Origin of the sequence: Halorubrum aethiopicum, from assembly GCF_001542905.1 — an archaeon.
Classification (GTDB): domain Archaea; phylum Halobacteriota; class Halobacteria; order Halobacteriales; family Haloferacaceae; genus Halorubrum; species Halorubrum aethiopicum.
In genome coordinates this window covers 110,576-134,290 of record NZ_LOAJ01000002.1, presented here as the reverse complement: position 1 = coordinate 134,290, position 23,715 = coordinate 110,576, and the positions used below count along the sequence as shown (strand labels likewise).

General features: G+C 57.8%; 29 protein-coding genes and 2 pseudogenes. 24 read left to right on the top strand and 7 right to left on the bottom strand.

The window, feature by feature from the left end; translation table 11 throughout:
* Positions 1-106 precede the first annotated feature (106 nt).
* The gene (locus AXA68_RS16240; RefSeq protein WP_080505329.1) at positions 107-745 is read left to right on the top strand and encodes an IS6 family transposase; all 639 of its coding nucleotides are present in this window, start codon (positions 107-109) and stop codon (positions 743-745) included.
* 16 nt (positions 746-761) lie between these two features.
* Here AXA68_RS16240 and AXA68_RS16930 read toward each other — a convergent pair whose 3' ends face one another.
* The 3 genes from AXA68_RS16930 to AXA68_RS16230 form a co-directional block, all read right to left on the bottom strand.
* A complete protein-coding gene (locus AXA68_RS16930; RefSeq protein WP_157884880.1) occupies positions 762-1,403 on the bottom strand; it encodes a Cap15 family cyclic dinucleotide receptor domain-containing protein in 642 nt (213 codons plus the stop codon).
* On the bottom strand, positions 1,403-2,332 hold the full coding sequence (locus AXA68_RS16235) for a hypothetical protein (protein ID WP_198530091.1): 930 nt from the start codon (positions 2,330-2,332) through the stop codon (positions 1,403-1,405). Before AXA68_RS16235 ends, AXA68_RS16930 begins: the two co-directional genes overlap by 1 nt.
* 282 nt (positions 2,333-2,614) lie before the next feature.
* A complete protein-coding gene (locus tag AXA68_RS16230; RefSeq protein ID WP_080505328.1) occupies positions 2,615-3,403 on the bottom strand; it encodes a TrmB family transcriptional regulator in 789 nt (262 codons plus the stop codon).
* Between the two features lie 83 nt (positions 3,404-3,486).
* Between AXA68_RS16230 and AXA68_RS16225 the strand changes: the two genes are divergently transcribed.
* The 6 genes and pseudogenes from AXA68_RS16225 to AXA68_RS15185 all read left to right on the top strand — a co-directional run bounded on the left by AXA68_RS16225 (position 3,487) and on the right by AXA68_RS15185 (position 11,114).
* A complete protein-coding gene (locus AXA68_RS16225) occupies positions 3,487-3,819 on the top strand; it encodes a DMT family transporter (RefSeq protein ID WP_080505327.1) in 333 nt (110 codons plus the stop codon).
* Between the two features lie 94 nt (positions 3,820-3,913).
* The gene (locus tag AXA68_RS16220) at positions 3,914-5,161 is read left to right on the top strand and encodes a digeranylgeranylglycerophospholipid reductase (RefSeq protein WP_080505326.1); all 1,248 of its coding nucleotides are present in this window, start codon (positions 3,914-3,916) and stop codon (positions 5,159-5,161) included.
* 80 nt (positions 5,162-5,241) lie between these two features.
* Positions 5,242-6,917: pseudogene (locus tag AXA68_RS17385) on the top strand (transposase).
* A gap of 371 nt (positions 6,918-7,288) precedes the next feature.
* Positions 7,289-8,539 (top strand): tyrosine-type recombinase/integrase, encoded by a 1,251-nt coding sequence (locus AXA68_RS15190; protein ID WP_066418992.1) that lies wholly within the window; start codon positions 7,289-7,291, stop codon positions 8,537-8,539.
* Positions 8,540-9,973, top strand: a complete 1,434-nt coding sequence (locus AXA68_RS16925; RefSeq protein ID WP_157884879.1) for a hypothetical protein — start codon at positions 8,540-8,542, stop codon at positions 9,971-9,973. It abuts the gene before it with no gap.
* A 169-nt stretch (positions 9,974-10,142) separates the two neighbouring features.
* Positions 10,143-11,114, top strand: coding sequence for a PhnD/SsuA/transferrin family substrate-binding protein (locus tag AXA68_RS15185; RefSeq protein WP_080505325.1), 972 nt, complete (start codon positions 10,143-10,145; stop codon positions 11,112-11,114).
* Positions 11,115-11,134: 20 nt separating this feature from the next.
* Here AXA68_RS15185 and AXA68_RS16215 read toward each other — a convergent pair whose 3' ends face one another.
* A complete protein-coding gene (locus tag AXA68_RS16215; RefSeq protein WP_080505324.1) occupies positions 11,135-11,920 on the bottom strand; it encodes a sugar phosphate isomerase/epimerase family protein in 786 nt (261 codons plus the stop codon).
* Between the two features lie 137 nt (positions 11,921-12,057).
* On the opposite strand from AXA68_RS16215, the pseudogene AXA68_RS16210 reads away from it, so the two are divergent.
* Positions 12,058-12,276, top strand: a pseudogene (locus AXA68_RS16210) (site-specific recombinase); the annotation flags it as partial.
* A gap of 61 nt (positions 12,277-12,337) precedes the next feature.
* Here the strand turns inward: AXA68_RS16210 and AXA68_RS16920 are convergent.
* The 3 genes from AXA68_RS16920 to AXA68_RS16915 form a co-directional block, all read right to left on the bottom strand.
* The gene (locus tag AXA68_RS16920) at positions 12,338-12,478 is read right to left on the bottom strand and encodes a hypothetical protein (protein WP_157884878.1); all 141 of its coding nucleotides are present in this window, start codon (positions 12,476-12,478) and stop codon (positions 12,338-12,340) included.
* Between the two features lie 389 nt (positions 12,479-12,867).
* Positions 12,868-13,347, bottom strand: coding sequence for a hypothetical protein (locus AXA68_RS15175; RefSeq protein ID WP_066418983.1), 480 nt, complete (start codon positions 13,345-13,347; stop codon positions 12,868-12,870).
* A gap of 337 nt (positions 13,348-13,684) precedes the next feature.
* Entirely contained in the window at positions 13,685-14,146 is a 462-nt protein-coding gene (locus tag AXA68_RS16915; protein ID WP_157884877.1) for a hypothetical protein, read from the bottom strand.
* Between the two features lie 206 nt (positions 14,147-14,352).
* Between AXA68_RS16915 and AXA68_RS15165 the strand changes: the two genes are divergently transcribed.
* The 16 genes from AXA68_RS15165 to AXA68_RS15090 are packed head-to-tail and all read left to right on the top strand — an operon-like array spanning position 14,353 to position 23,703.
* A complete protein-coding gene (locus AXA68_RS15165; RefSeq protein ID WP_157884876.1) occupies positions 14,353-15,321 on the top strand; it encodes a hypothetical protein in 969 nt (322 codons plus the stop codon).
* Positions 15,314-16,210, top strand: a complete 897-nt coding sequence (locus AXA68_RS15160) for a hypothetical protein (protein WP_066418979.1) — start codon at positions 15,314-15,316, stop codon at positions 16,208-16,210. The genes AXA68_RS15165 and AXA68_RS15160 overlap by 8 nt, the downstream gene beginning before the upstream one ends.
* Complete coding sequence (locus tag AXA68_RS15155) at positions 16,200-16,958, top strand: hypothetical protein (protein WP_157884875.1); 759 nt, start codon at positions 16,200-16,202, stop codon at positions 16,956-16,958. Before AXA68_RS15160 ends, AXA68_RS15155 begins: the two co-directional genes overlap by 11 nt.
* Positions 16,948-17,871, top strand: coding sequence for a hypothetical protein (locus tag AXA68_RS15150; RefSeq protein WP_066418970.1), 924 nt, complete (start codon positions 16,948-16,950; stop codon positions 17,869-17,871). The genes AXA68_RS15155 and AXA68_RS15150 overlap by 11 nt, the downstream gene beginning before the upstream one ends.
* Positions 17,858-18,115: a ribbon-helix-helix domain-containing protein gene (locus AXA68_RS15145; protein WP_157884874.1), complete on the top strand. Its 258-nt coding sequence runs from the start codon at positions 17,858-17,860 to the stop codon at positions 18,113-18,115. The genes AXA68_RS15150 and AXA68_RS15145 overlap by 14 nt, the downstream gene beginning before the upstream one ends.
* On the top strand, positions 18,105-18,527 hold the full coding sequence (locus AXA68_RS15140) for a hypothetical protein (protein WP_066418964.1): 423 nt from the start codon (positions 18,105-18,107) through the stop codon (positions 18,525-18,527). Before AXA68_RS15145 ends, AXA68_RS15140 begins: the two co-directional genes overlap by 11 nt.
* Positions 18,527-19,042 carry a hypothetical protein gene (locus AXA68_RS15135; RefSeq protein ID WP_157884873.1) on the top strand — a complete coding sequence of 172 codons (516 nt, stop codon included), beginning with the start codon at positions 18,527-18,529 and terminating at the stop codon, positions 19,040-19,042. Before AXA68_RS15140 ends, AXA68_RS15135 begins: the two co-directional genes overlap by 1 nt.
* Positions 19,035-19,577: a hypothetical protein gene (locus AXA68_RS15130; RefSeq protein WP_066418960.1), complete on the top strand. Its 543-nt coding sequence runs from the start codon at positions 19,035-19,037 to the stop codon at positions 19,575-19,577. The genes AXA68_RS15135 and AXA68_RS15130 overlap by 8 nt, the downstream gene beginning before the upstream one ends.
* Positions 19,574-20,074 (top strand): hypothetical protein, encoded by a 501-nt coding sequence (locus AXA68_RS15125; RefSeq protein WP_066418957.1) that lies wholly within the window; start codon positions 19,574-19,576, stop codon positions 20,072-20,074. Before AXA68_RS15130 ends, AXA68_RS15125 begins: the two co-directional genes overlap by 4 nt.
* Complete coding sequence (locus AXA68_RS15120; RefSeq protein WP_080505322.1) at positions 20,064-20,843, top strand: DUF5131 family protein; 780 nt, start codon at positions 20,064-20,066, stop codon at positions 20,841-20,843. The genes AXA68_RS15125 and AXA68_RS15120 overlap by 11 nt, the downstream gene beginning before the upstream one ends.
* Entirely contained in the window at positions 20,840-21,208 is a 369-nt protein-coding gene (locus AXA68_RS15115; protein WP_066418952.1) for a hypothetical protein, read from the top strand. The genes AXA68_RS15120 and AXA68_RS15115 overlap by 4 nt, the downstream gene beginning before the upstream one ends.
* On the top strand, positions 21,208-21,723 hold the full coding sequence (locus tag AXA68_RS15110) for a hypothetical protein (RefSeq protein WP_066418950.1): 516 nt from the start codon (positions 21,208-21,210) through the stop codon (positions 21,721-21,723). The genes AXA68_RS15115 and AXA68_RS15110 overlap by 1 nt, the downstream gene beginning before the upstream one ends.
* The gene (locus AXA68_RS15105) at positions 21,716-22,138 is read left to right on the top strand and encodes a hypothetical protein (RefSeq protein ID WP_066418946.1); all 423 of its coding nucleotides are present in this window, start codon (positions 21,716-21,718) and stop codon (positions 22,136-22,138) included. Before AXA68_RS15110 ends, AXA68_RS15105 begins: the two co-directional genes overlap by 8 nt.
* Positions 22,128-22,514, top strand: a complete 387-nt coding sequence (locus AXA68_RS15100) for a DUF5658 family protein (protein ID WP_157884872.1) — start codon at positions 22,128-22,130, stop codon at positions 22,512-22,514. Before AXA68_RS15105 ends, AXA68_RS15100 begins: the two co-directional genes overlap by 11 nt.
* Positions 22,514-23,104, top strand: a complete 591-nt coding sequence (locus AXA68_RS15095) for a hypothetical protein (protein WP_066418939.1) — start codon at positions 22,514-22,516, stop codon at positions 23,102-23,104. The genes AXA68_RS15100 and AXA68_RS15095 overlap by 1 nt, the downstream gene beginning before the upstream one ends.
* On the top strand, positions 23,101-23,703 hold the full coding sequence (locus AXA68_RS15090; protein ID WP_066418937.1) for a hypothetical protein: 603 nt from the start codon (positions 23,101-23,103) through the stop codon (positions 23,701-23,703). The genes AXA68_RS15095 and AXA68_RS15090 overlap by 4 nt, the downstream gene beginning before the upstream one ends.
* The last annotated feature ends 12 nt before the right edge of the window (positions 23,704-23,715 follow it).

The window sequence follows — 23,715 nt, the reverse complement described above, 5'->3', positions numbered from 1 at the left end:
AGGTCACCGCAGTATTCCAAGCCTCGAATGCGTACTATGAAAACATTTTGTGTTCAATACTCGTCGCGTTAAGTTAGAGGATGAGGCGCTCGACTTCAGAGTGTCTATGGCCGAAACCGAGCGCCTCAGCGAACGTATCGCGTGGATCGACTTGTCGTTTGTGGAGCGAGACCGAACGCCGCGTTGGGCGATTGAAGTAGGAATCCGCTGTCACTTAGCCGGTATGTCACTATGTGAGGTAAGTAAGCATCTTGAACTGTTTGGGATCGATCGGAGTCACGTCACTATCCATAACTGGGTTCATAAAACCGATCTACAGCCGATCTCGACCGTCTCCGAGGATCAACTCGCAGTTGACGAAAAGATGATTCGCATCCACGGCCAGCAGTTCTGGCTGTACGGTGCGGTTGATCCCTTCACGAATGAGATCCTTCACGTGAGTCTCTATCCAACCGCAAATAAACAGACGACACGATGGTTTCTCACCGAGCTACACCGGCGCTATCAGCTGAATAACGTCGAATTTCTTGTCGATGACGCAGACTATCTCGGATCAGTTCTCGCTGAAGACGGCTATCGATTTCAGGTCATTCGACATAGAAATCGGAATGCCATCGAACGTGTCTTTTGGGAAATAGAACGACGAACATCCTCGTTTGCGAATAGTTTCAGCAATGTCGCGCTAGAGACAGCTCAAAATTGGCTCGAAGCCATCGCCGTCTACCACAATTCACGTCAAACTTAACGCGACCGCGTTCAATTCATTCGGAGACATGTTCCAACTCAATTCGGCCGCGATTTTCTCTATTGGGTCCTGTGTAGTAAGATCCTTCTAGCGTCTCTGATGTAGGATCGTATTCGAGTGTTGTGGTCCCAACATGCTGATTCAACTCTTCGTGGAAATCCCTACCCGAGTTATCGTAATTATAGGTTAGTATCGGGGCCCCATCGTCGACGAGGATTGTTGCTCCCGTACTTTCTGAGGTTGAGTTTGGACCTTCGAACATGACCTGTATCTGATCCCACGACTGAGCAATGTTCATACTCGCTTCCATTTTTACCAGTCCGAGTCCGAGCTCATCGACAGCTACCACATCCTCTGAATCGTAGGTGTCTGTGTCTGTGTACAGGTGACCTTCCCATTCTCCGCTGAGATCAGGCGGTGACCCGATCAGCATTGGGATAGGACCGACTTTCCAGAATACTTTTGCTACGAGCAAATAGAAGATCGTAGCCGCGAGTACGAATGAGACCGTGACGTTGTGGAACAGGTCAATTCCGGTGATTGATGCTAGAAACGGTCCAATATTGGAGCCGATTAGTACACCGGCTGCTCCGAGCGCGAAGAGCGTAACACGCCGCCGTCGTGGTTGGTTGGTCGAGAACCCGTGGGTCCCGCGCATTAGAGGTCGTCGAACATCGTCCGCATCTTCTCGATGTACTCCTCAGCTTCGTCAGTGTTCCACTGCGTGTTCTCGTCCCCGAACAGATCCTCCATCTCTGAGACCTGATCGAACCCAGTGAGGTCCGTGCTGTCCCGTTCAAACCACGAGAGCACGTCGTCGAACCGATCGGTGAGATCGGACGTTTTCAGGACGTAGTCGGGGACATTGTAGATCAGGCACTCGATGTAGTAGGAGGGCGTGTCGAGGGTGAACCAGTGGTTATCGTTGTAGTGGCCTCTCGCGTTTTTGAACATCCGCACAGTCTCGCGGAAGTTGTCGTGTTTCGCGTTCCCGTTCTCGTAGTGTACCTTCGGGAAATTGACCCACCACTCGTCACCCATGAGAGGCTTGAACTTCATTCCCTCCGTGTATTCGGGGTCTCCATCCTCGGGATAGGAGTGGTAGATGCGGTACTCTTGAGCGGCGACCACGTCCACATCGATGGGGAGCGGGTTATGAGGACCCGAGATCTCGATCGCTTTTCCGGAGTTATTGATAGGGTCCTTCAGCAGGTTTTCCCGATAGAATTGTCGCAGGGCCTGTACAACACTGTCACGAAAGCCATCGTCGTAGCCGTAATCAGCCGGGATCTTATCATCGTGGTACCGCTCCCGCTCCTCGGCGGTGAGATCGCTGAGATCCCGCTTCCACGGAGATCTGAGTTGTACGATCAGATCGAGATCGCTTGACCCTCTCGTGTTGGTGTAGTTCTTGTACGATCCCTGCGCGTAGACTGTGAACGCGTTGATGTCGGTGTGTTGAACGAGAGCTGATCGATCACGATTCAGGTCACGCTTGATCCTCTCTCGGGCAGACTTCGAGTTCTGGTTTGCGGCTGTCCTTCGCTTGGCCCATGTGTCTGGGATCTTGGATTTCCGAACCGCCATTATTCGCCCGCCTCCGCTACGTTTCGGGATGTAGTGTGTTCAATAGACATCCGGATGAAACAACAGACTCGGGGATAATAAGATTAGTTCGACCGCGGTGTAAGTAGTCCTCCGGGCTTAAATTCGCCAGAAGGCGGGGAGCTCCCCACAGGAACGAAAGGGGGGTTAGTCCAGAAATCGCCCCGAGGTCGCAGTAGTTGAGGCCGGCCTTCTCAATGTACAGAGACAATATCGGTTTGAGTCAATTACATCACATCACGTCTTCTTCCCATCATCACTGTCTCACTCAAGGAGGGGAACAGCATCGGTCCACAGTCGTTGGAAGTACTGCTCAAACTCGGAGACTACTTGCGAATCTTTGATCCCGATCACACCGATCCTGTCTTCACCAGATACTGGATGTAGCACATCGATCGTTGTCTCCAAATTGTCCACGATATCAAACGAAAGCGCAATCTCAGGAGTCGTTCTGACAGTTATGTCTGCGGGCTGGTTTTCAATTAGATGTGGGAATCGGTCGGGGAGTACGGTAACTGCTTTTTCACTGAAGAGGAGGTCGACAGACAAATCCGTATTAGCACCCTCGAAAAAGCCTTCCACTTCAGATTGGAGTGTCTCCCACGTCGCATCCTCGTAGGGAGGCCCGACGGCTGCTTTGACAACGCTCTCCGCGGTTCGCATATGCTGCTGGAGTGCTGTACTCATTTCGTCACTCCCGAGCGATCCAAGCCAGAAACTACTCTCTGTTGGTGGTGTCGGCAAAAGGTTCGAACGAACTGTTTCTGCTTTCTCGCGGTAACGATCCCACTCTTGTTTCAGTTCATACGCTCGTTCAGCCAGAAGCCTATCGACGACGGTTTCTGGCTGTACGGCGACGTACTGATTTGGATCGCTTGACTGTCTCCAAATCAGCTTGCGAGCTTCAAGACCGTTTAGTACGTCGTAGATACGGCCTTTTGGAACCCCACTAGTATCAGAGAGTTCAGCTGCCGTCACAGCTCCTGTTACGAGAAGGGTTCGATAGGCCTTCTCCTCGTAACTTGAGAGTCCAAGCTCGCCCAATTCCGTCATGCTTTGTCATTGTGCCTCCAAACAAATTGTAAGTGCTGTTTTGTTTCAGTAGTCGTATATCGGGGGCTTCGAGACCTAACGATATGCATCCGTACGTACTGCTCGCTGGTGCAATACTCTCCGAATTATTCGGGACGACTGCCCTCAAACTCTCCGATGGATTTTCACAACCGGTTCCCAGTATTGGGGTTGTCCTCGGATATGGGGCAGCGTTCTATCTACTATCCCTGACGTTAGAGGAATTACCGATGGGTGTCGTCTATGGGACATGGGCAGCATTGGGTATTGTCGGTGTGGCAGGTATCGGGGCCGTTGTTTTTGATGAACCAGTTGATCTGGCAGGCCTTCTCGGAATTGGCCTCATTATCAGTGGCGTCTACTTCGTCAACGTGGTGTCACAGATGTCTGCCCACTAAGATGGTGGGCACCGGGCCTGTGTAGAAACAACCGAAAAGTGGCACTGTGTTCCAACATCTTGTTCGTCCGCTCTCGAGTAGTTGTTCTCCAACGATGTCAAACAGATATGATGTGATCATCGCTGGGGCAGGTCCAGCGGGGGCGCAGTGTGCACGAGATCTAGCTGACCGTGGGTACGATGTTGTCGTCCTAGAAACCGAAGCAGAAGATGAATTCCCAGCTCAAAGTAACAAATCTACCGGCGGAACGTTTGCGTCAATGATGACCTCCTTCGGCATCCCGGACGATGTCGTTATGCACGCGACTGAATCAGTAGTTCTTGAATCTCCAAATGAACACTTTATCCAGGACCAGCCGGGCTTTGTCTTGGACTTTGAGGCGTTCAAGAAGTTCCTTGTCGAGGATGGTCGTCACAAGGGTGCTGAGTATCGGTTTGATGCTCGTGTTCGTGACCCGATCGTCGAAGATGGTGATCTCGTTGGTGTCCGTTATAACCGTGACCAGGAGGTCTTTGGCGAAATCGTTATTGATGCTACGGGTCCGGCTGCGCCACTGGCTAAAGATCTGGGGATAGCCAATCTTGAGCGGGAGAACCACGCGATTGGTATTGAATACTTATTCGAAGGCGTCGATCTCAATCATCCCGAGTTTGCTGATCTCACTGACGCGATGATGTTGCGGTTGGACCACGAGTACGCCCCTGGAGGTTATTCGTGGATCTTCCATACGGGTGACGACACAGCAAAAGTCGGTATCTGTTACATCCAGAATGAACGCTATCAAGAAAACGCCATTCACGATCGCACCGTCGACGGGTATCTCGAACATTGGCTTGATACTGACCCACGGTTCGAGAACGCTAGACAAATCGCAGAGAGTCCAGTTCGGGGATCAGCACATGTACAGCCCCCCGGATCGATGAGTACTGATTCGTTTATGGCGATCGGTGATACTGTCCCATCGGTTGATCCTGTCTGGGGAGAGGGAATCTACAAGTGTATGAAATCAGCTCGAGCAGCTGCAATGACAGCCGACCGCTGTCTGACGAGGACGAAAAACACCTCTGCTGAGGAGATGGGAGTCTACGACGACCTATGGAACGAGCAAGTTGCCCCCAGACAAGACCGTCGATTGATGATGACGAGGTTGCTATACCTTGCACCAAACGAACGGTACGACCGACTCATGCAAGATCTGAACAAGCTCTCTCGAGATACCCTTTCAGATATTAACGATGGGAGCAAGCAGGAAATTGTAAAACTGTTGTATCCCAGTGATCTATCCTACCTCTGGAAATACTGGCGAGAAACACAATTTGGGAGTGTCTCTTACTCCAACTAACCACAACACTTCCGCTGATGAATCCAACTTCTACCCGATCTTGATCAACTGGTCTTGGACGTTTTGCTATCAGTACCCACATGGCTATGACCCCCGAGTCGCGTCGAACAGTCTTTCGCCAAATCGCTCATTGTTCCTATGTCGATTGGCCAACGTATGGGTCTAGCCCGCTGTTCGATCGCTCGTCGCTTCCCGCACTGGAGTCGGATGTCCGCGTCGTCGCAAAAACGTGGTTCCAGCAAGACGAACACGAGGGCGTTGAACCATTCGTCCACACATTACCGCTTGCATACGTCCAGTTCGATGCCCACGACCGATACGCAGGCTCGACGAGCTACGAGATTGAGACTCTGTTTCGCCTATTCCTGTTAAAAGAACTCTACGACTGGGACCACGAAACCGCGCTCGTCGAATACCTCACCAAGCATCCCGATCTCTGTGATCAACTTGGCCTGGAGTCGGTCCCCGATCAGTCAACCCTATGGCGTAGCTGGCATCACCGGTTCACGGCCGAACTCCAAGACACCGTCGAGACGGCAGCGCGAACAATCCTCATCAAAGCCCAAAATGCGGGTGTCTCTGTTCCACGAGAACCAGAACGGCAGAGCCGCAGACACCATTATGAGAATGAAGAATCGGATCCCGATGATCAGACCGTATTAGAGCAGGCCGAGACCGTTACTGAGCAAGTGAGTCGCGTTGCCTTCCCAGCGTTCTCACTGGACCGTGGCGAGGGTTGTGAGATCCACGAAAATGCCTACTGGGACCTCCAAACCTACCTGGGGCTTCGAGAAAACCTCGCCGTCAATGAGGGGGCTCGCAGTTTCATTCACGAGTCCAATCGGGAGCGGACACCGCTCGGCCACGCCCATCGCGAGCATCTCCGCGACCTCTCAATTGAGCAGATACGCGAGATGTACCGCCACGCCGTGAGTCGCCTCTTGGATCGAGTCGCAGAGACGGAGGCGTTCTACCGGGCTGGCATCGTTGCCATCGATATCACTGAATCAGACCCCTTTACTGGTGACCGAGATGGCCACGAAGATGAGATTATCGGCACGAAAGAGAACACCGACGAGTACGCCTACCAGTGGGCCACGGTCCAGCTGGTCGGGAATGCCGCCCCAATCGTCTTAGATGCGCGCCCAGTCCGCAAAGGGGACACACGCAAGGAGATCGTCGAGGACCTCTTGGATTCGGCAGAGGCAGCTGTTCATGTTGATAACGACTGATGGACCGTGAGTTCGACAGCCAGCATATCCTGGAGATGCTGAGTCAACGTGGGCTCTCCTACGTCGTCCCGAAGCGGATGCAGACCAGCGAGAAGGCCCAAGCCAAGCGCCTTCTCAAGCGCGACAAGGATCGGTATGAGACCGACCGGAAGCTACATCTCGGCGACAACGAGTGGCACTCGACGACGCTAATCTACCGACGGAAAGAGAACTCCGCGCACACTGATCATCGGCAGTACTCGGTGTTCATGACAAATCGGAAGAGTGGCCTTCTCTCGGAGTATGGCTACCGGTGGGAGATCGAGAGTGGCTACAAGTCGATCAAACGGTTCATGGGCGCGACGACCTCGAAGAATTTTAGCCTCCGATTCTTCTACTTCGCGTTCGCCTGTCTCCTGTACTCGATCTGGCGAGCGGTCGATCTATTGGTACAGGTACAGTTGACCGGTGAATACGAGCATTCACCGATTGTAACAGCCGACAATACGCTAACGCTGGTGAAGAAGGAAACCGGAATCGGATAGTAACGATACTCTCTTCGCAATAGCGGGGCGTCTGAGTGGCTACGCTGTCGAAAGTCGCCGAAATTCGCGTATATGGTTGGAAGTTCAACAGAAACGTCCGTCTGGAGAGTAATCTGAGTCGGCTTCCGATCACTGAATCGGCCGAAACAACGCATCACAGGCCCGCTATACCCGCTCTAGTCTCATCTTCAGGAGGTCGGAATCTGTATAGCGATATTTGATACACAGAACATAAAAACCGTCAATATCGGTACATTCGGAGGTATCAAGCCCTGTAATGCCAATCTTCTATCTCACCGGTTCTACTTTGTATTAGTCTAGTAGTCACAAGTAGATTTTTGGGGGTCCCCGCCGTCGGGGACACCGACGCGATGGCCAACCCGCAAACAGACCCTTCAACCCCCGGAGAAAACGGCGGAACACCGCTTCGCGAGCCGCTGAGTGATTTCCTCGACTCGCGAGCGAAGACGATCGACGAGGTGGAGGCCGCCGATGGCACCGAGACGCGTCGCTCGGGCAACTACGTGAGCGCGCTCGAACGCGTCGTCCCTGACTGGATCGAGTGGGCGGACCGCCGGGGTATCTCGACGCTGGAGGAACTCGACAGCCGACACCTGGCACGCTACGCCGAGCACCTGAATCGACGCGTGAACGCTCACCGCGCCGACGACAACGAAGGGATCACTGCGGCGACCGCGTGGAACTACTACTCGCTCGTCTCTGCGTACCTCTACTACTGCCAACAATGGGAGTACCTCTCCGAGAATCCGGCGGACACTGAGCGGGCGAAAGCCGAGATGCCCGACCGGCCGAAAACCGACTCCGGACGACAACAGTTCTGGTCGACCGAGCAACGCGAGACGCTAATCCGACACATCGAGGATCGGGCGTACGCTGCTGTCGATACTGACCCCGGCAGTCGCGAGGCCCTCACGGCCGCCCGCGACCGTGCGCTCGTATACGTCATCGGATTCTCCGGCGTTCGAGGGGCGGAAGTGCTGGCCTCAAGTCGCGACGATCGCCGTACTGGGCTCACATGGGACGGCGTCGATACCGAACAGGAGGTGCTGACGGTCCTCGGGAAGAGCCAGCAGGTCGAGAAAGCCCCGCTCACCGACCGCCCGGTGACGGCTCTCGATCGATGGCGGTCGCTGCTGGACCCGCCGAGCGAGGAATGGCCGGTGTTCCCGAGCTTCCATCTCGCGTCGCTCCGGTCGGCCGCCGCCGATCAGCTCCGTGACCGCGACGTCGACGACGAGACGATCGAGACGGTCACCGGATACAAGACGGCCGGCCTGATCGACGCGTACCGCGACCGCGACCTCACACCGCCGGCGTTGACCACCGAGGGCGGTCGCTACGCGCTCAAGAAACTCTCCGAGGTGGCGGGTGTGGACTGCTCAGACGACCCGAAGGACTACCTCACGCTTCACGGAGCCCGGCGCGGAGCCGGTGAGGCCTACTACGACGCCGCCGGTGCGGAGGCCGCCCAGCGCGCTCTCAGGCACGCTGACCCGGAAACCACCTCGAAGATGTACGCACACAAGGAAGCGAGTGATCTCTCCGACGTTGGGAGCGAGGTTTTCGACACCGATATCGATACTGATGAGAATGATTCCTGAATGAAACGGGATGCTGTTCTCTCCGTCATCTGGAGTGTGATCCTCCTTATTGGATTTGTTGCTGGAACTGTCCCTGTTTCGGGTGTCTCTCAACAGGCGACTTCGACAACAGCGCAGACTGATCAGTGTACGCCGGCGTACGATCAGCTCAACGGCCGACATCGAGATGGATCCGGCCCACCTGTTTCGGTCTCTGCGACGGCTCCTGAACCTGGTGTAGTTTTGCTGGAATATATTGTTCAGGACGGAGAAGATTCATTTACTGTCTCGTTACCTAAATATCTGGATGTTCGTAACGTAGATGGATTCGAAGAATCACATACACGACATTTTGAGTATACGGGCAACGGTACTGCTCTGATTGAATATGTGGTAAATCAGACCGTCTTCATCCCGGACAATGACGATCTAAGAAATCTCCCGGAGACGTACACCAGTCATAATGAATCAGTATCAACAAGTATTATCCCCGGTCACGATGGCGCTCGATTTCAATTAGCGTTCCCCGATGGCGGGTATAGGGGTACGAGTATCATGTACGTCGGTGAGGTAACCCGTGTAGAGACAATCAGAAACGGCCCGAACCGGCTCCACTTGATTATTCCATCGGCTGTTGATTCATCCGTGGGGAACGCGTCGCTTGAAGGATTACAACACGGCGCGGAGACGATCACTCCTCGCCGCTACTACTGTGAGAGTACGCTCTTTCTCCATCCTGGTGATGTTCGAGGGTACTCCTTTAGGGCTGATGCGGTCTCTGGAGAGGGTTGGGGAAGCGGTAGTACGCAGGTACACACACCGTTACATGAGTACATTCACCTAAATCAGCGGTACATCCTCTCAGATGAGATGCGCTGGTTTACAGAAGGTTCTGCAACCTATCTCACAGCACGGATTCTGTACGATAATGGTATGCTGTCTCCAGCAGAGTATGACTCTCAGCTTACGTACTGGAACCGATATTCGTCCGGCTCAAATCTCACAAATTCGAGTAGTTATCTTCCAGAATCTGGAGCCATTCCAGACCGAGACGATTACACTTCTGGTGCGCTGATTCTGGCGCGCCTTGACGCCGATCTCCGCGAGCATGGAGACGCAACAATCTACGATCTCTTCTCAGCGGTAGGTGGTGGTTCTCCAGGGTCTGAATACGATGTATCGGCATTTCATGATGATTACGAACGGCTGGGTGGCAATCGCTCTGAAGCAGAGTTACGTACCCTTCTTGAAGAATCCAATTCGACAGTCGAACCAGCCTATATGACGAAATCGGGACGAATTCTTCCTGACCAGATCACCCGTCACCCAAGTTATAATGACACGCCTCGGAGGATGGAAATGAAACTTCTCCCACTCTTTGGGCTCCTATTCGTGATCGTCCTTGCGACAGCCCGAGAAATCATAGCCTCAATCAACGGACGGAAGGATGATTGAATTCACTCTATCTTCAATCTCGGTTCGGATATATTAGATAACACTCATTCAGTAGCTAGCGTGAATTCCTTTTCGATTCGTGACTTCACAACTCTATATGTGTCTTTCATATCGCTATATATGTAGAATATCAAAATATAATGCCAAACAGAATGTGGTGTTGAGTAACATGAGGCGACGCAAGTACCTCAGGGGGGTTACCGGAGTAGGGACAGTCGGTCTTGGTGGAGTAGCAGGCTGTCTCGGAAACAGTGGATCAGGGAACGAAGATGTGGTGCGGTTTGGACTGACGCCTGTTGAGGGTGACGTGGATACACGCGAACAGTGGCGACCACTATTCGAGTATGTCGAAGAAGAAGCCGGTGTCACGGTTGAAGTCAATGAAGCCTCAAATTACGCCGCCATCTTACAGGCTTTTCGCAACGATCAGATCGACATTTCTGGGACACCCCATACGGTCGCGATCATGGGAAATCGGATGGAAGTCACAGACGTTGTCGGGCTCCGACGCGCGTTCGGTACGGATCGTGAATTCGCGTTTATCACCACGTTCCCTGATGATGACATCAGTGACATCAGCGAGCTAGCCGGGACTGAGATCACGTTTGCGGACCCACTCTCGACACCAGGCGCACTATTCCCTCTCTCTATGCTTTCAGAAGGCGGGTTGGATATCGGCGAAGCCCCTACTGGGGATGCGAATGACTTTGAAGCGACCTACAGTGATCACGCTGTTGCTCGCGAACAGCTCATCAATCGTGAGTCAGTGAAGGCAGCGGGGACGGGATCATTTTCGGTTGTCGAGCATGTTCCACCGGAGCAACTCCCCGAACGGTTCGTCGAGAACGATCCTGCTGCGGAATCAGCAGGGAGTGCTGAACCGGCTCTGGACCTGCTCGCGGTTTCAGAGCCGATACCACGCCCACCGATCCTTTCCCGTCGTGAGTGGGAGTCCGAGAATCGCGATCCCGTTGAACAGGCCCTCCTTGATGCGCCCTCGGAGGCGTTTATTTCAGAGGACGCCGAGTTCCCACTCTGGTTTGACGGGGTCGTGACGGGCGGTATCGAGGAGTATGATCCCGTAGCCGAAGTGATGATGGAACTTGGAATTGACCTCGAAACGTACGAGGAGATGAGTTAGCGTACGATTCCATTTCGATTTCAAATCGCCTGTAGAATTTCTCTAAGGCGTTCAACTCCGGCAGCCATGTACTCGAAATCGGTCGTGATGGCCTCGACCGTCATCGATCCGTTCCACTCGTTCGGGAGCGATCGAAATAGCGAGGCAAAATCCGTTGTTCCCATTCCTACTGGAAGGTGGTCGTCGCTTGCGCCACGCGTGTCGTTCAGATGGAAGTGAGTGAAGCGATCACCGTGTGTCTCAAGCAATCGCGAAACCGTCTCGTGACTGATCTGGTTTACTCGTGAGTGACCGGTATCGAGAGTCGCATTAATCGTGGTTTCGTCGAAGAGCAGCGGGAAATCGCCCACTGTAATGAAGGGACTAGGGACGTTTTCTATCCCGAGTTCAACATCATGTCGTCTCGCAAAGGAGTCTAGCTCTTGTACGGATTCACAAAGACTGTCCAGAATCGTCTCTTTGTCCCAGATCTCCGGGTGAACGAACGTGTCGGCATGAAAGACGGCTTTCTCCGCACCGAGATCACTCGCGAGTTCGATGTTCTTCTTGAGTTCTTGGACGGCCCCGCTCCGAACGTGGTGGAATGGAGAGCCGACATCGAGACCACCGAACGGAAGATGGACGATAAGCGAGATTTCATCACCCATGAGTCGGTCACACTCCGAAACTCTGTTCGCGAGCTTCGCTCGATGATACTCCCCCTCCATAACGATCTCGATGAAGTCCACATTGAGGTTCTTGCTTTGTTGGAACAGCTCGCTCAATGATAGATCTGGATATGATGCAACTCCAACATCGACTTGCATTGTACTCGTTTTCACCACACCCAGTATTGTAACTGGCGCTCAGTAGTAGTTCCAATTACCTGACTCTCTTTCTACAAATCGACAGTCATAGAGGACAAGTTAGGTTCTGAGTTGCTCGTCGAATGTCTCGTGGATGGGATCTCTCACTCGACGACGATCATCTCGAACTTCATGGTGGGCGACGTGGAGTCGGGGAAGTGCTTGTCCGGCAGTTCGGCTACGCCGCGGCGGCTCGGTATCTCGATAACAGCGAAGAGCAGGTTCGCGAGGCGTACCAGCACATCGAGGCCGCCGAACGCGCCGACATGGCCACCGAGGCGTTCTCACAGACGGATCAGCGGGTGAGCGAGCGGTAGGCGTTCCGACAGTCCGACCATTGTATTCTGGAGAAGGTAGAACTACAACCGATAATTGAGACTACTCGTCGTCCGACTCTGAGTCGTCAGAATTATCGACGGCAGAGTGATCTGCTAATGCCTCTTTTGTCTCGATAGTCGGCCTTTTTCGTTCTTCTTCATCTTCATCATCCGTTGGATCTTCACTAGTCTCGTCACTCATTGTCTTCGTCTTCCGAGGTGTCTTCGTCGAAATCCCCCTTGAAAGCGACCTGTGTCTCAATCACGGGGCGTTCTCTGTCATCCTCGTCTTCCTCTGGTTCACTCGCGCTCATGGCTTCCAGTTCGTGGTCCGCCCGTATGAGTCTTACCCGCATAGAGGGTTAATCTGAAGTCTCATCTCCTCTCGAAAATCTATCTCGCCACTGTTGACACCAGTTTGTAAATCGCTTTCTAGGTGACGTTAGGCGCTCCCAGCGTTCTATTGTCCCGTATAAGCCACTCAATTTGCCGAACACTCCAAAGAAGATGAGGACGGGTATGTTCACCACCGGATGGATCAAATTCTCTGAGTAAATTTCTAGTAATCCAATTGATATATAACAGATTGCCTCAACAGTCGACATTAGCGTAAGGGTAAAAAAACAAGACATTCGTTGCGTTCTTCTTGAAATTTTCATAAATCATGTCGCCGTATTTCTTAGCGATTTCTTCTTGGACAAGATCGTAGTCGAAGTCCTGATTGAGTATTGAGTCGTTGATCGCATTCCGAGAAATTCCAATCTGGTTTGCAGTAGACGTGTACGTTATTGAAGCGAATATCATCGAAGAGAGGAGTAGCAGGGCACCAGTACCCGTATACAAAGTGAGGTACTGTTCATACCCGCCTCCCTGAGAATTACCGACAGCAATCGAAAATCCAGTTACAAGAACACTGGCTGCCAACAAATCAATCCTGAATATTTGGATTGCCTTCTCGTCTATATCGGAAAGGGTCTCCGTTTGCTCAGAAAGCGTTTGACGGCCCTCCTCCCGAGCGAGGCGTGACCGCTCAACGCGTTCTTCGAACTCATTTTCCGGCAAGTCGGCCATTCGGATTATCTGTACGCACCTTCATTTAAATAATTAGTCTCGGTACGACGGAGACTCATGTCGCCTTCGCTGCGAAGAGGAGTAGCACGATCCCGATGAGGACGATAATTGTCCCGCTGATTCCGCCACCATACGCTGCCTGTTGGCCTCCAGCGACGAGAAATCCGAACCCCAACAGTCCTGCGATCACCGCCACGATACTTTCCACTAACTTGCTAAATAGCCCCATTGTCGTCGTCGAATGACGATTGGGAAGCACAAATTGGTAATGGAACCGAGGTGAAAGTAATCAGCCGACGTTTAGCGTCTCTCTGGGCTCAAAACACTGGTATCGAGTTTATTCTTCCGGGAAGTCGTCCGGCCCCGACGACCGACCGCCGGGTCCGTGAATGGCCATGACGACGCCGATCGCCACGGCGGCAGGGATCGCTGCGACCACTAACGTAGCACCAATTAGGCCGACGAGTCCAATGAGCGATTCTTGAATGTACGCTTCTTCTCCCGTATATCCCGCAATCCCACCGAGAATCCCCGCTCCAAAGACAAGTGTCAGACCGCCGGCCGCAGGCCTCGTAACAGCCCACATGAGGCTGTCACGGTCAAGTAGATATGCGAAAGGGGCCGCAAGCGAGAACCCACCGAGTACTGCCAGGGAAATTGGCAGTCCTATCTCAACAACGCCGCGTATGAACGCAACGAGTGAACTGACCGATACGATCGAACAGAGCACAAATCCTAATCCTGCCTTACTTGTCACCAGATCGCGGAACGACGCCGCTTCATCACTCCAAGATATCATACCAGCATGTCCTCCCGTGATTAAATAAAACTCCGGAAAATGGTGATATAATAATGATACCGGCTCTTTATTGACAGTAGAGTCCACAATACAGCAGACAAAACTTGACACGCAAAATATTAAGTTAGTGGCAAATAGAGGGTGAGATAGGTTCTGAGTCGCTCGCCGGCGTCGACGGTGACGCCGGTCGGCTGGAACCAGCCACTATGGCACAACCCCCTACGACAGCAGATGGCGGTAGTAGTACAGATCCCCGACCGGCCCTGGAGGACGCGGCGATCGTCATCCACCCGGACGGGTACGACCTGATCGAAATCGGCGACGTCGAGCCCGGCGACTCGGAGGCGGTCCAACAGCGTGTTGACTCGTTTCCACAGGATCCCGGCTGTATGGCGTTTAACGGCGATGCTCACGCGAATCACTCGTCGGTGACGATGGTTGACGACGTTTATCCGTTCAACGTGGCCGGGACGCTCCGGCTCGCACATGTCGAGTCCGGGCGGTTCGAGGTGCTCGACGGCGACCAACTCGTCCGGTGCGTGAACCCGGAGCGCGAGTACCTGACCTGGTTCTACGAGCTCGTCGACGGCGACGTAGTCCGGTATCACGAGCACACCTCGTTCGAGCCGACGACGGCAACTACGCGCGAGCAGGCTGAGCAGTCGGTCGCTTCGTCGGCAGTCGACGTGTCGATAGTCGATCGCGAGGTGCTGGAGAAGCGTCGCGAGCGCGGCGAGGCCGTGACGGATGGCGGCGTCACCGAGTCCGACGACGCGGACGAACAGACGCACAACGACGAGTGGTCGGGGACGAATCTGACGTGGGGACAGGGATTCCTCCTCAAGATCGAAGCGGAAGGCCGGGAGAGCGTCGGTGAAGTCGGTCTCCTCGTTGCTGACAAAGCCGCGGTGAATCACCTCCGGAGCGCGAGTGGATTCCGGCCGCCCCACGACGGGAAGCCGTCGTCGCACCTGATGGACGAGACTGCGGTGGCGTTCGAGACGGAACACGCCTCTCTGACCGCGACTCTCTACTCGGACACGCACATCGAAGAGGACGCCGAGGCAGTGTTCTCGACGATCGAGGACACGCTCGATGACGCCAGCCGGTTAGACCAGATCCGCGTCACCGTCAACGAAGAGTGGGAGCGGGTTCCGGAGGGCGACGATGTCTGAGCAGTCCGGAGATGACTCCGCGATCGAGGCAGCCGAGCGGTTCTGGAGTCGGTATGAAATCCCGTTCGAGCACGACACGGCGATCAAGCTGCGCCGGTCGGGGTTGCTTCGTGGCAGTACCGGCACCGGTCACGCGGCCAACACCGTCGTCCATCTTCACGTGAAGGAGGGCTTCACGGACGGCCGGCTCTCACGGACTGAGGACTCCTGGCTCTGTGAAAACGACTCGTACGTTCCGCGCGAGAGTCGCGAGGAGCGGTTCGTCGAGGACGGCGAGGAGTACGTCCCGCCGGTGACGTGTGAGACGTGTCTCGACCGGATGGAACGGTGGAACACGGTCGTTACGGATGGCGGTGTCTCTGAATCCGACCCCGACGAGCAATCCGTCCCCGAGCAGATTCGGGACGCGATCGAGTCGAGTGAGTACCCCGAACTGTCGTTCCGCGAGGCCGCGGAGCGAACGGGACTCACGGAGCAGCAGGTCCGGTCGGCCGCCGGGTCGATGGACCGGCTGGAACTGGACCAGCGGGTCGGCGTCGTGCGGCTCCCCGAGGATGATGGCGGAGAGCTCGTCGACGATCCCGAACAGGGGTTGCTGACTGACGGCGGGATGGCGGTCGGCTCCTACGACGACCTCCAGCCCGAACCCGAACAGCCTATCGACCGGAATCCGTCGATGCCGTGTGAAATCTGTGGCGAGTCGTTCACCTGGCTCGACTACTGGAAGGACCGCATCCTCGACGGCGACGGCGACCCGAGTGAAGCGTCGTTCTGGTGTGACGACTGTGAGGCGGAGATCGAGACGACCCGCCGTCGGCTCTCGAACAACGCGTCCCTCGATGAGTGGGTTGGCGACGTGGATACGCGGGGTGCTGACGATGGCGAGTAGCCAGCGCACCATCGATCAGGCGGCCGGCACCGTTCCGACGATCGGCATCGGCGTCGATCTCGATGGACGGACCCACTACGCGCACGCCCGGTACGCGATGTCCGATAAGGCAGGCGTGATCTGGTACGACCCTCGCGACGGTCGCGAGAAGTTCCGGGTTCCGAACGCCATCGATGACACCGATCTCGACCTCGGCGAGCGGGTGTTGACGCACGTGACGATCCATCCGAAACGAGCCATGTGCCAGGTGGTCGACCTGAAGGAACACGAGTGGGTCGTCGAGTATCAGGTCAAGACGCGCGAACTGTTCGAGCGGCCGCCGGACGTACCCGACCGCAAGTACACCGCTCACTACGCTGGAAACGAGACCTACGACACGGTACAAGAGGCTCGTTCCGCGGCAGCGGAACGGTGTCCTGCGTACGCCGACGCATCGTACCGGAACGCGGTCGACGCGCGGACTGGGAGTGAGCTCGTCGCCGACGGCGGTGGGGTTGAACACGACGCCATACTCCGTATTTTCGACGCGGCTGACCGGCTCGGGAAGAACCTCGTCGGCTGGAAGTGGTCGGACGGTCGACCAACCATCTCACGCGACGAACATGACGAAGCGGAGTCGTTGATCGAACAAGCGGAAGATCGGATCGATCCCGGTGAGCACGAACACGGGACCGTGGTCGCCCGTATTTGGATGGTCGACGAAGCCGTCGATCGTGTCGAATGGCAGGGGGTCGCCGATGTCGAGTGACACCGCCGACTCCACTCCGATGCCCCGCGAGCACGAACTTCCGACCGACGACCTCGTGGTCGTCAAGGAGTTCCGCGGCCACGTCAGCCACGCGGTGACGGTCGATTCCACCGACCGCGACCTCTACGAGTTGCTGATCGACATCCTCGCCGACGCCGGCGAGCGCGTTCGTGGCACCTTCGCAGCGAACATCGCGACCGCCTTCGACACGCTGCCGGCGGCCGAGCGCGGGCTCCGCGACATCGAGCGCGGAGGCACCGAGATCGGCGACCGTTGGTACGGGATGAGCATCACGCTCTCGGCTGCGAGGGCGATCGACGCCCACCGCGATCGCGACCCGCTCCGGCTCGCTGCGGTCGGCTGCTCCGGCTCGAAGTACGAAGACGATGGGTTGCTGCCGGCGGAAGAGCGGTACAAAGGTGCGTACTGGTCGAACAAGGGCGGCTACGGCGAACTCCGAGACGACTGGCGGGTCATTTCCGCCGAGCATGACGTGCTTCACCCGGAGACGCCGATCGCGTACTACGAACGGACGCCCGACGACTGGCGCGGTATTCCGGTCGACTCGGATGCGCGGCTTCCCTCGGGTGAGCCCGTGGACACCCGGCTCGACCTGTGGGCGCTCACCGTTCACGAGGGGCTCGCGGCGTGGATCGCGAAGACTACCGACGACGTTGACCCGCGAGACGTGGAGTTGGAGGTACTCCTCGGCCACGCCTATCGCGACCCGCTGGAAGAGCGTGGCGTCTTCGACGCGCTTCGCGCTCCTGGTGATCTGACAGTCTTGTTCCCGTTCCAAGAGGTCGAGGCCGCGCAAGGCGGGATGTTCGAGCAAATCGGCTGGATGAGTGACGAGATTGATGCCACGACCGCGGTCGCGACTAACGGAGGTGCGACCGATGGCGACCGGTGAGCGCAAACCCGTGTTCCCCGACGATGTGGACGCGCTCCGCCACCGGATCACGGCCCGCGTCTCGCGTGACCACCTGAACGAACTCGACGAGCGCGTCGAGGCCGGCGAGTTCCGGAATCGCTCGCATGCGATCCGGCTCGCGATCGCCGACCTCCTCGACGAGATGGAGGACGAGACGGAGCACAGCGCGACTGACCATACCGACGACGCCGACGACACCGGCACAACCCCCGATGACGACTGAGACTGACGACACGACGACGGACGAATCGATCCAACCCAACGATGGCGTGAGCCTGCAGCAGCGCGCTCGCGCCGAACGTGAGTTCCAGAAGCTCCGCGAGTCGGACAACCACTTCGCCGCGATCGCGGTTGACCTCCGCGATCAGGGCGCGAGTGTCGAGGAAATCTACCGGCAGTACGCCGCGATCGAGTCTGACCTCGGCGACGCGTCGATGGCCGAACAGACAGAGCTGATCCCCGAGTGGGAAGTGGTCGTGAAGGAGGCCGACGACACGCCGAGTGGGTACCGGTACGAGCGGTACGAACGGACGGCGGAGACGCAGGCCGAAGCCGAGGACATGGTTGAACGACACACCGGGCTCCGGGTCGTCTCGGAGAAGACTGAGCGGATCGGCTACGTGGAGGTGGCCTGATGCGCTCCATCGGCACCTGCGATGATGACGGCGACGATACTCTCACGATGCCGAACGGCGAGACTGTCCCGGTTGCGATGGACGACGCCGTGTTCCCGAGCGTCACCGAGTTCGACGCGTCGATGGGTGTGAACATCGAGGACGGCCGCGTCCGGATGTACGAGGAGGGCGACTGTACGCTTTCGCTGGGCGTGGCGGCGCACACAATCGACGATCCGGACCCCGTCGCGACGCTGTACGCGTCGATCAGTCTCGATGTCGAGGGCGACGATATCTACTCGGAGACGGCGTTCGAGAATACCGAGGACCTCCGCGAGCTTCGCGACGCGCTCACGACGGCCCTTCGCTACCGCGGGGCCGACGTGGGGCTCATCGAGACGTTCGCTCGGCACAAGGAATCGCTCTCCGAGAGCGACCTCCGAGAACTCCGTCACCGACTCGCCGACGAAGAGAACCGCCGGTCGGCACGCGCTCGGGAGACAGACCGCGAGAACGAGGGTGAGACCGATGCGTAACGACGACCACAACGTCGACGACGAGTACGAGTACGCCGGCTGGCGGATCGGCCGCCCGACGCGGACGGTCGAAGTCGACGCCGATGACGGCTCTCACACGATCGAGGAGGGGATCCTCGTCTGTGAGCTCGTCACGAAAGACGAACTCCGAGAGGCGAAGCTCGACGGCGGCTGGATAGCACACTACGTCGCGCCGGACGGCGGCATCGGGTTCGGCCTCGACGATGGCAACAGCGGCGGGGTCACGGTCCCGTACGACCTCGAAGCGATCATCGTCTTCCCGACACCCATGACCGAACGGGAGGCCGACGAGTGGCTTCCTGATAAGTGGTTTCACGACTATCCCGACATCGACGTGCCGGGCCTGGTGTGGTTCGAAGGCTCTGGGGACGAGACCACCGATCTTGGTGATATCGATACCGATAGCGAATACGATACCGATAGCGATACCGGCATTCTCGTCGAGACTGAGGACGGCGAGATGGTTATCGAGAGCGACACGACTGCCGCAGATATACTGGAGGATCCGCGATGACGGGCATCGAGGAACGCGTCGACGGCGAGACGCGCGAGCAACTCCAGCGCGTGTCCGAACGAGTCGCGGCCGCGAACGAGGAGACGGCCGACGCCGTCACGCAGACGGCCGGCCTCGCGACGACGCGAACCCCGGCGAGTGACCTCTGGCGGGTCCACCGGGAGTTGATCGACGCGTACTCAGAACTACGCCGTGCGCTTGACGTGGTCGAAAAGACGATCGACGATTGTGATCCCGACTCTCGCGGCGGGACACCCCGCCGGGTCAAGAACGAGCACGCTGACCGACTGAAAGAGCAGTACGACGGCCCGGTGCTGAATCTCGCGTTGATGCTGCTCGAACAGAACCGTCGCGAGTGGCTTCACGCCAAGCCCGACACGAACGGCGCGCAGGCGGTCGAACGCCACGGGCTCACGGCGAACCAACGGGAGTGGATCAACACGTTCGACGACGCCTACGACGGTCGCAACGCCGGGGGTGACGCCGATGCAAGATAGCGCGATCGCGTGGACTGACCGCACTTGGAATCCCACACACGGCTGTAGCAAGGTCTCCGCGGGCTGTGAGAACTGCTACGCCGAGACTATCTCTCGGATGCACGGCCACACGGACGAGCCGTGGACGGCCGAGCACGCCGAGGAGAACGTCACCCTCCAGCGGCACAAGCTCGAAGAGCCGTACGAAATAGACGAGCCGGCGCGGGTGTTCGTCAACTCGATGAGCGACCTCTTCCACGCCGAGGTGCCCGACGCGTACATCGAGGACGTGTTCGCGGTGATGCGGAACTGCCCGCACGTCATCTTCCAGATCCTCACGAAGCGGCCGGGACGAGCCGCCCACATGACGCTGGAGTGGCCGCCGAACGTGTGGATGGGGACGAGTGTCGAGGACGATCGGGTGACCGAACGTCTCGACCTCCTCCGTGGGTGTGACGCTGACGTGCTGTTCGTCTCGTTCGAGCCGCTGATCGGTCCGGTCGGCGACGTGGATCTCTCCGGGTACGAGTGGGCGATCGTCGGCGGCGAGAGCGGCGACGGCTACCGGGACATGGAACACGCGTGGGCGCGTTCGATCCGCGATCAGTGCCGCCGTGACAGCGTCCAGTTCTTCTTCAAGCAGAGCGCCGCTCGGCATCCCGAGACGGGGACTGACCTCACCGTTGAACACGAGACGCACGGCGTCTACGTCCAGAAAACGATCCGTGAACTACCCGACCCGCACCCGGCGGTTCGAGACGCGCGCAACCACCTGGAGGCCGAACCATGAACGATATCGATAGCGATACTGAAAGCGATACCGTTAACGATACCGAATACGGTACCGATAGCGATACCGCCGACGAGACGAACGAAAAGACGCTCAACGACGTGTATCACGACCGCAACCTGCTGGCGTGTGCGCTGGCCGTCGCGACGGGCGCACCGTCTGGGTGGAAGCCGGCCCCGGACGCCGGCGACGAGTGGGCGATAGTGTGGATCGAGACGCCGATGGGGCAGACGTCTTGGCACGTCCTCCGCGACCTTGCCGAGTCGATCGGCCCGGCAAAGCGCGACAGCGAGTACGACGGCTACTCTCGCGAACAGAAGAACGACGTACTGGCGTCGTGGGCCGAAGAGGGGTGCTGGTACTGATGTCTCGGAGCAACGACGCGCCGGCGACCGAACCAGCGCTCGATACGTTCCGGTTCGAGTGTTCCCGGCATGACTGTTCGAGTATTTTCGGCGGCGACGAGCTGTCGTCGATCGCGAAGCGTGGCGCGCGTCACTTGAATCGCGAACACGGCGACTCGTTCCACACCTACGACCAGTTCGACACGATCGAGCGCGGCGGCCACAACGTCCACGGCAACGAGTGGACGGTCACGCGTATCCCGCAGTACGTCACCGCCTTCGACGTGATGGAGCGGATCGGGGCGATCGACGGGCTGCTCGTGCCTGCCGACGAAGCCGAGATGTGCCCGGAGTGTCTCCACGTCATCCGCGACGACGACGCACGGGTCGACCTCGACGAGACGGAGCGCATCGATCCGGACACGCCCGACGACTGGTGGTGTGAGTGGTGTGTCGCCGAGGAAGAGATCGAAGAGAAGGCCGCCGAAAACGCGTCGCTCAACGAGTTCGGCTTCACGGAGGAGAGTGATGACTGAGCCCGACAGCGAGACGGACTCACTCCCTCGCGAGGACGTGACGGTCGGGACGATCTGTGAGTACACGCGGGACGGTGCTGACGACTGGGTCATCGTCGTTCGCGAGCCTCGGTCGATTCGCGAGTACGCCGACAGCCTCGGCGATCGGTCGCCCCCTGAAGGCTGGGCGGACTACGACGCCGACGAGACGGACGTGATCCACTTCATCCCGCTCGACGGCAAGGACGACGTGATCGCCCGGCTCGAAGGATCGGGGCTGGAGGGCCACCAGGAGGTTGCGACCGACCTTTACACTCGATCGGACAGCCGCCCGCTCGTGGGCGCACTCCCGGACTTCGACGTGCTCGGACCGACCGAAGCGGCCGATCCCGTCGAGTCGCTCGATATGAGCCCGGAGGATCGCCATGTCGAGTAGTCACTCCCGAGGTTCGGACGGTCGGATCGGTGGTGCGGTCGGCGATATCGACGCCGAGCAGCGGGACGCCATGCTCGCGGCGGCCGCGTGGACGGTCCTGGTGATCGCATCGATCCTCGATTTCGTCACGACGCAGTACGGACTCACCGCCGGCTTCTCCGAGGACAACCCCGTCATCAAGGCGGTCATCCACGCCTACGGCTTCGCGGGCTTCGCCGCGTTCAAGCTCGGCGCGCTCGCGCTGGTCGCGACGGCCGTCCTGATCGTCCGTGAGTGGTCGCGGACGGCCGCCGCCGGCGTCGTGGCCTTCGGCGCGCTCCTTACGTCGCTGGCGGCGTTCACGAACGCCCTCGCGCTTCACGGGGTGCTCGGTTGATGGGGACGCGCCGGACTGCTGGCCCGTCCGCCTACCGCCTGCTGGTCGGGTGTGAGGGCTCGCCCTTCGCGCCGTCGCGAGCAACGAAGCCCGTCATCGACGTGCTCGCAGGACGGCGGACGAACGACGCGATCGACGCCGGCGCGTGGCTCGACGCGCTCGAAGCGACGCGGGGGACCGTCGCGATCTACCTCTATCTCCCGTCTGATCACGAGTGGTGGCTCGCGTACGACGACGCCGCCGGAGACGTCGAGGGCGACGAGCCGGCGTTCCACCGCTGGCACACCTACCCCTCGGGCGGCTGGTCGCACGACACGGTCTCGCGTTCGGTCCTCGAACAGTCGCTTCGAGACCTGGACATCGGTCGCCCCGACGACGCTATCACGATCTATCGGTCGCAAATCACCCCAACTCGTGACGCTCCCGAGTTCGTTCGTGAGTGTGTGAGCCGGCCGCAAATAAGTGATACCGTATCCGGTATCGTATTCGATACCGATAGCGATACCGATAGCGATACCGCGATCAGTACCGAAAGCGATACTGCCGTCGCGGACGCCTCCGAGGATATGACCACGGGGGATCGGGCGTGACGAGGACCTATTCCGATGGCTCGGTTCGATGGAGTTCGCTCACCATCGATGAGCTCGTCGAGGCGTACTGGGAGACGATCGCGCCGGCCATGCGGGCCGACGGGATGGATCCCGAGACCGAACACCCGCCCTATCGGTGGGTCGCGGATCGATTCCGCGGGCTCATCTACACGCTTAGCGAACGTCACGACCGTACTCCTCGCGAGTTCTTTCGCGAAGACGTCGGTGTCGTTCCCTACGAGGGCTACGACTGGGAGCTTGCGGAAGACGATCACGAGGTCATGGTCGCTCTTAGCGAGTATATCGAGTCACTCCAGCAGCGCGACCTCGCGGAGTCGACGATCGAGGCGACGCGCTCGCGGATCGCCGCGTACGCCCGCCGGTTCGAGCGACGGAACGACGTGCGACTCACGGAGCCCCACAGCCGAGAGACAGCCGTGGAGACGCTCCTGCGAGTCGCGAGGCGGTACGTCACCCGCGACGCCAAGCGGCACCTGGTGAGCGACGTGCGCTCGCTGTGCGCGTGGCTCGCCGAGGAAGGGTATCACGACGAACACGTACTGGAGGGTGTCGAGCTGGACGACGTTGTCGAAGGGTAGCCGTTCGGGTTT

Coding starts and splice junctions, on each gene's coding strand:
- AXA68_RS15105 (WP_066418946.1), top strand. CDS start 21,716: ATGACTGAGCCCGACAGCGAGACGGACTCACTCCCTCGCGAGGACGTG.
- AXA68_RS15130 (WP_066418960.1), top strand. CDS start 19,035: ATGCGTAACGACGACCACAACGTCGACGACGAGTACGAGTACGCCGGC.
- AXA68_RS15185 (WP_080505325.1), top strand. CDS start 10,143: ATGAGGCGACGCAAGTACCTCAGGGGGGTTACCGGAGTAGGGACAGTC.
- AXA68_RS15140 (WP_066418964.1), top strand. CDS start 18,105: ATGACGACTGAGACTGACGACACGACGACGGACGAATCGATCCAACCC.
- AXA68_RS16915 (WP_157884877.1), bottom strand. CDS start 14,146: ATGATATCTTGGAGTGATGAAGCGGCGTCGTTCCGCGATCTGGTGACA.
- AXA68_RS16925 (WP_157884879.1), top strand. CDS start 8,540: ATGAAACGGGATGCTGTTCTCTCCGTCATCTGGAGTGTGATCCTCCTT.
- AXA68_RS15155 (WP_157884875.1), top strand. CDS start 16,200: ATGGCGAGTAGCCAGCGCACCATCGATCAGGCGGCCGGCACCGTTCCG.
- AXA68_RS16220 (WP_080505326.1), top strand. CDS start 3,914: ATGTCAAACAGATATGATGTGATCATCGCTGGGGCAGGTCCAGCGGGG.
- AXA68_RS16240 (WP_080505329.1), top strand. CDS start 107: ATGGCCGAAACCGAGCGCCTCAGCGAACGTATCGCGTGGATCGACTTG.
- AXA68_RS16930 (WP_157884880.1), bottom strand. CDS start 1,403: ATGCGCGGGACCCACGGGTTCTCGACCAACCAACCACGACGGCGGCGT.
- AXA68_RS15145 (WP_157884874.1), top strand. CDS start 17,858: ATGGCGACCGGTGAGCGCAAACCCGTGTTCCCCGACGATGTGGACGCG.
- AXA68_RS15110 (WP_066418950.1), top strand. CDS start 21,208: ATGTCTCGGAGCAACGACGCGCCGGCGACCGAACCAGCGCTCGATACG.
- AXA68_RS15165 (WP_157884876.1), top strand. CDS start 14,353: ATGGCACAACCCCCTACGACAGCAGATGGCGGTAGTAGTACAGATCCC.
- AXA68_RS15175 (WP_066418983.1), bottom strand. CDS start 13,347: ATGGCCGACTTGCCGGAAAATGAGTTCGAAGAACGCGTTGAGCGGTCA.
- AXA68_RS15150 (WP_066418970.1), top strand. CDS start 16,948: ATGTCGAGTGACACCGCCGACTCCACTCCGATGCCCCGCGAGCACGAA.
- AXA68_RS16225 (WP_080505327.1), top strand. CDS start 3,487: ATGCATCCGTACGTACTGCTCGCTGGTGCAATACTCTCCGAATTATTC.
- AXA68_RS15100 (WP_157884872.1), top strand. CDS start 22,128: ATGTCGAGTAGTCACTCCCGAGGTTCGGACGGTCGGATCGGTGGTGCG.
- AXA68_RS15120 (WP_080505322.1), top strand. CDS start 20,064: ATGCAAGATAGCGCGATCGCGTGGACTGACCGCACTTGGAATCCCACA.
- AXA68_RS15115 (WP_066418952.1), top strand. CDS start 20,840: ATGAACGATATCGATAGCGATACTGAAAGCGATACCGTTAACGATACC.
- AXA68_RS16215 (WP_080505324.1), bottom strand. CDS start 11,920: ATGCAAGTCGATGTTGGAGTTGCATCATATCCAGATCTATCATTGAGC.
- AXA68_RS15135 (WP_157884873.1), top strand. CDS start 18,527: ATGCGCTCCATCGGCACCTGCGATGATGACGGCGACGATACTCTCACG.
- AXA68_RS16235 (WP_198530091.1), bottom strand. CDS start 2,332: ATGGCGGTTCGGAAATCCAAGATCCCAGACACATGGGCCAAGCGAAGG.
- AXA68_RS15190 (WP_066418992.1), top strand. CDS start 7,289: ATGGCCAACCCGCAAACAGACCCTTCAACCCCCGGAGAAAACGGCGGA.
- AXA68_RS16230 (WP_080505328.1), bottom strand. CDS start 3,403: ATGACGGAATTGGGCGAGCTTGGACTCTCAAGTTACGAGGAGAAGGCC.
- AXA68_RS15095 (WP_066418939.1), top strand. CDS start 22,514: ATGGGGACGCGCCGGACTGCTGGCCCGTCCGCCTACCGCCTGCTGGTC.
- AXA68_RS15125 (WP_066418957.1), top strand. CDS start 19,574: ATGACGGGCATCGAGGAACGCGTCGACGGCGAGACGCGCGAGCAACTC.
- AXA68_RS16920 (WP_157884878.1), bottom strand. CDS start 12,478: ATGAGTGACGAGACTAGTGAAGATCCAACGGATGATGAAGATGAAGAA.
- AXA68_RS15160 (WP_066418979.1), top strand. CDS start 15,314: ATGTCTGAGCAGTCCGGAGATGACTCCGCGATCGAGGCAGCCGAGCGG.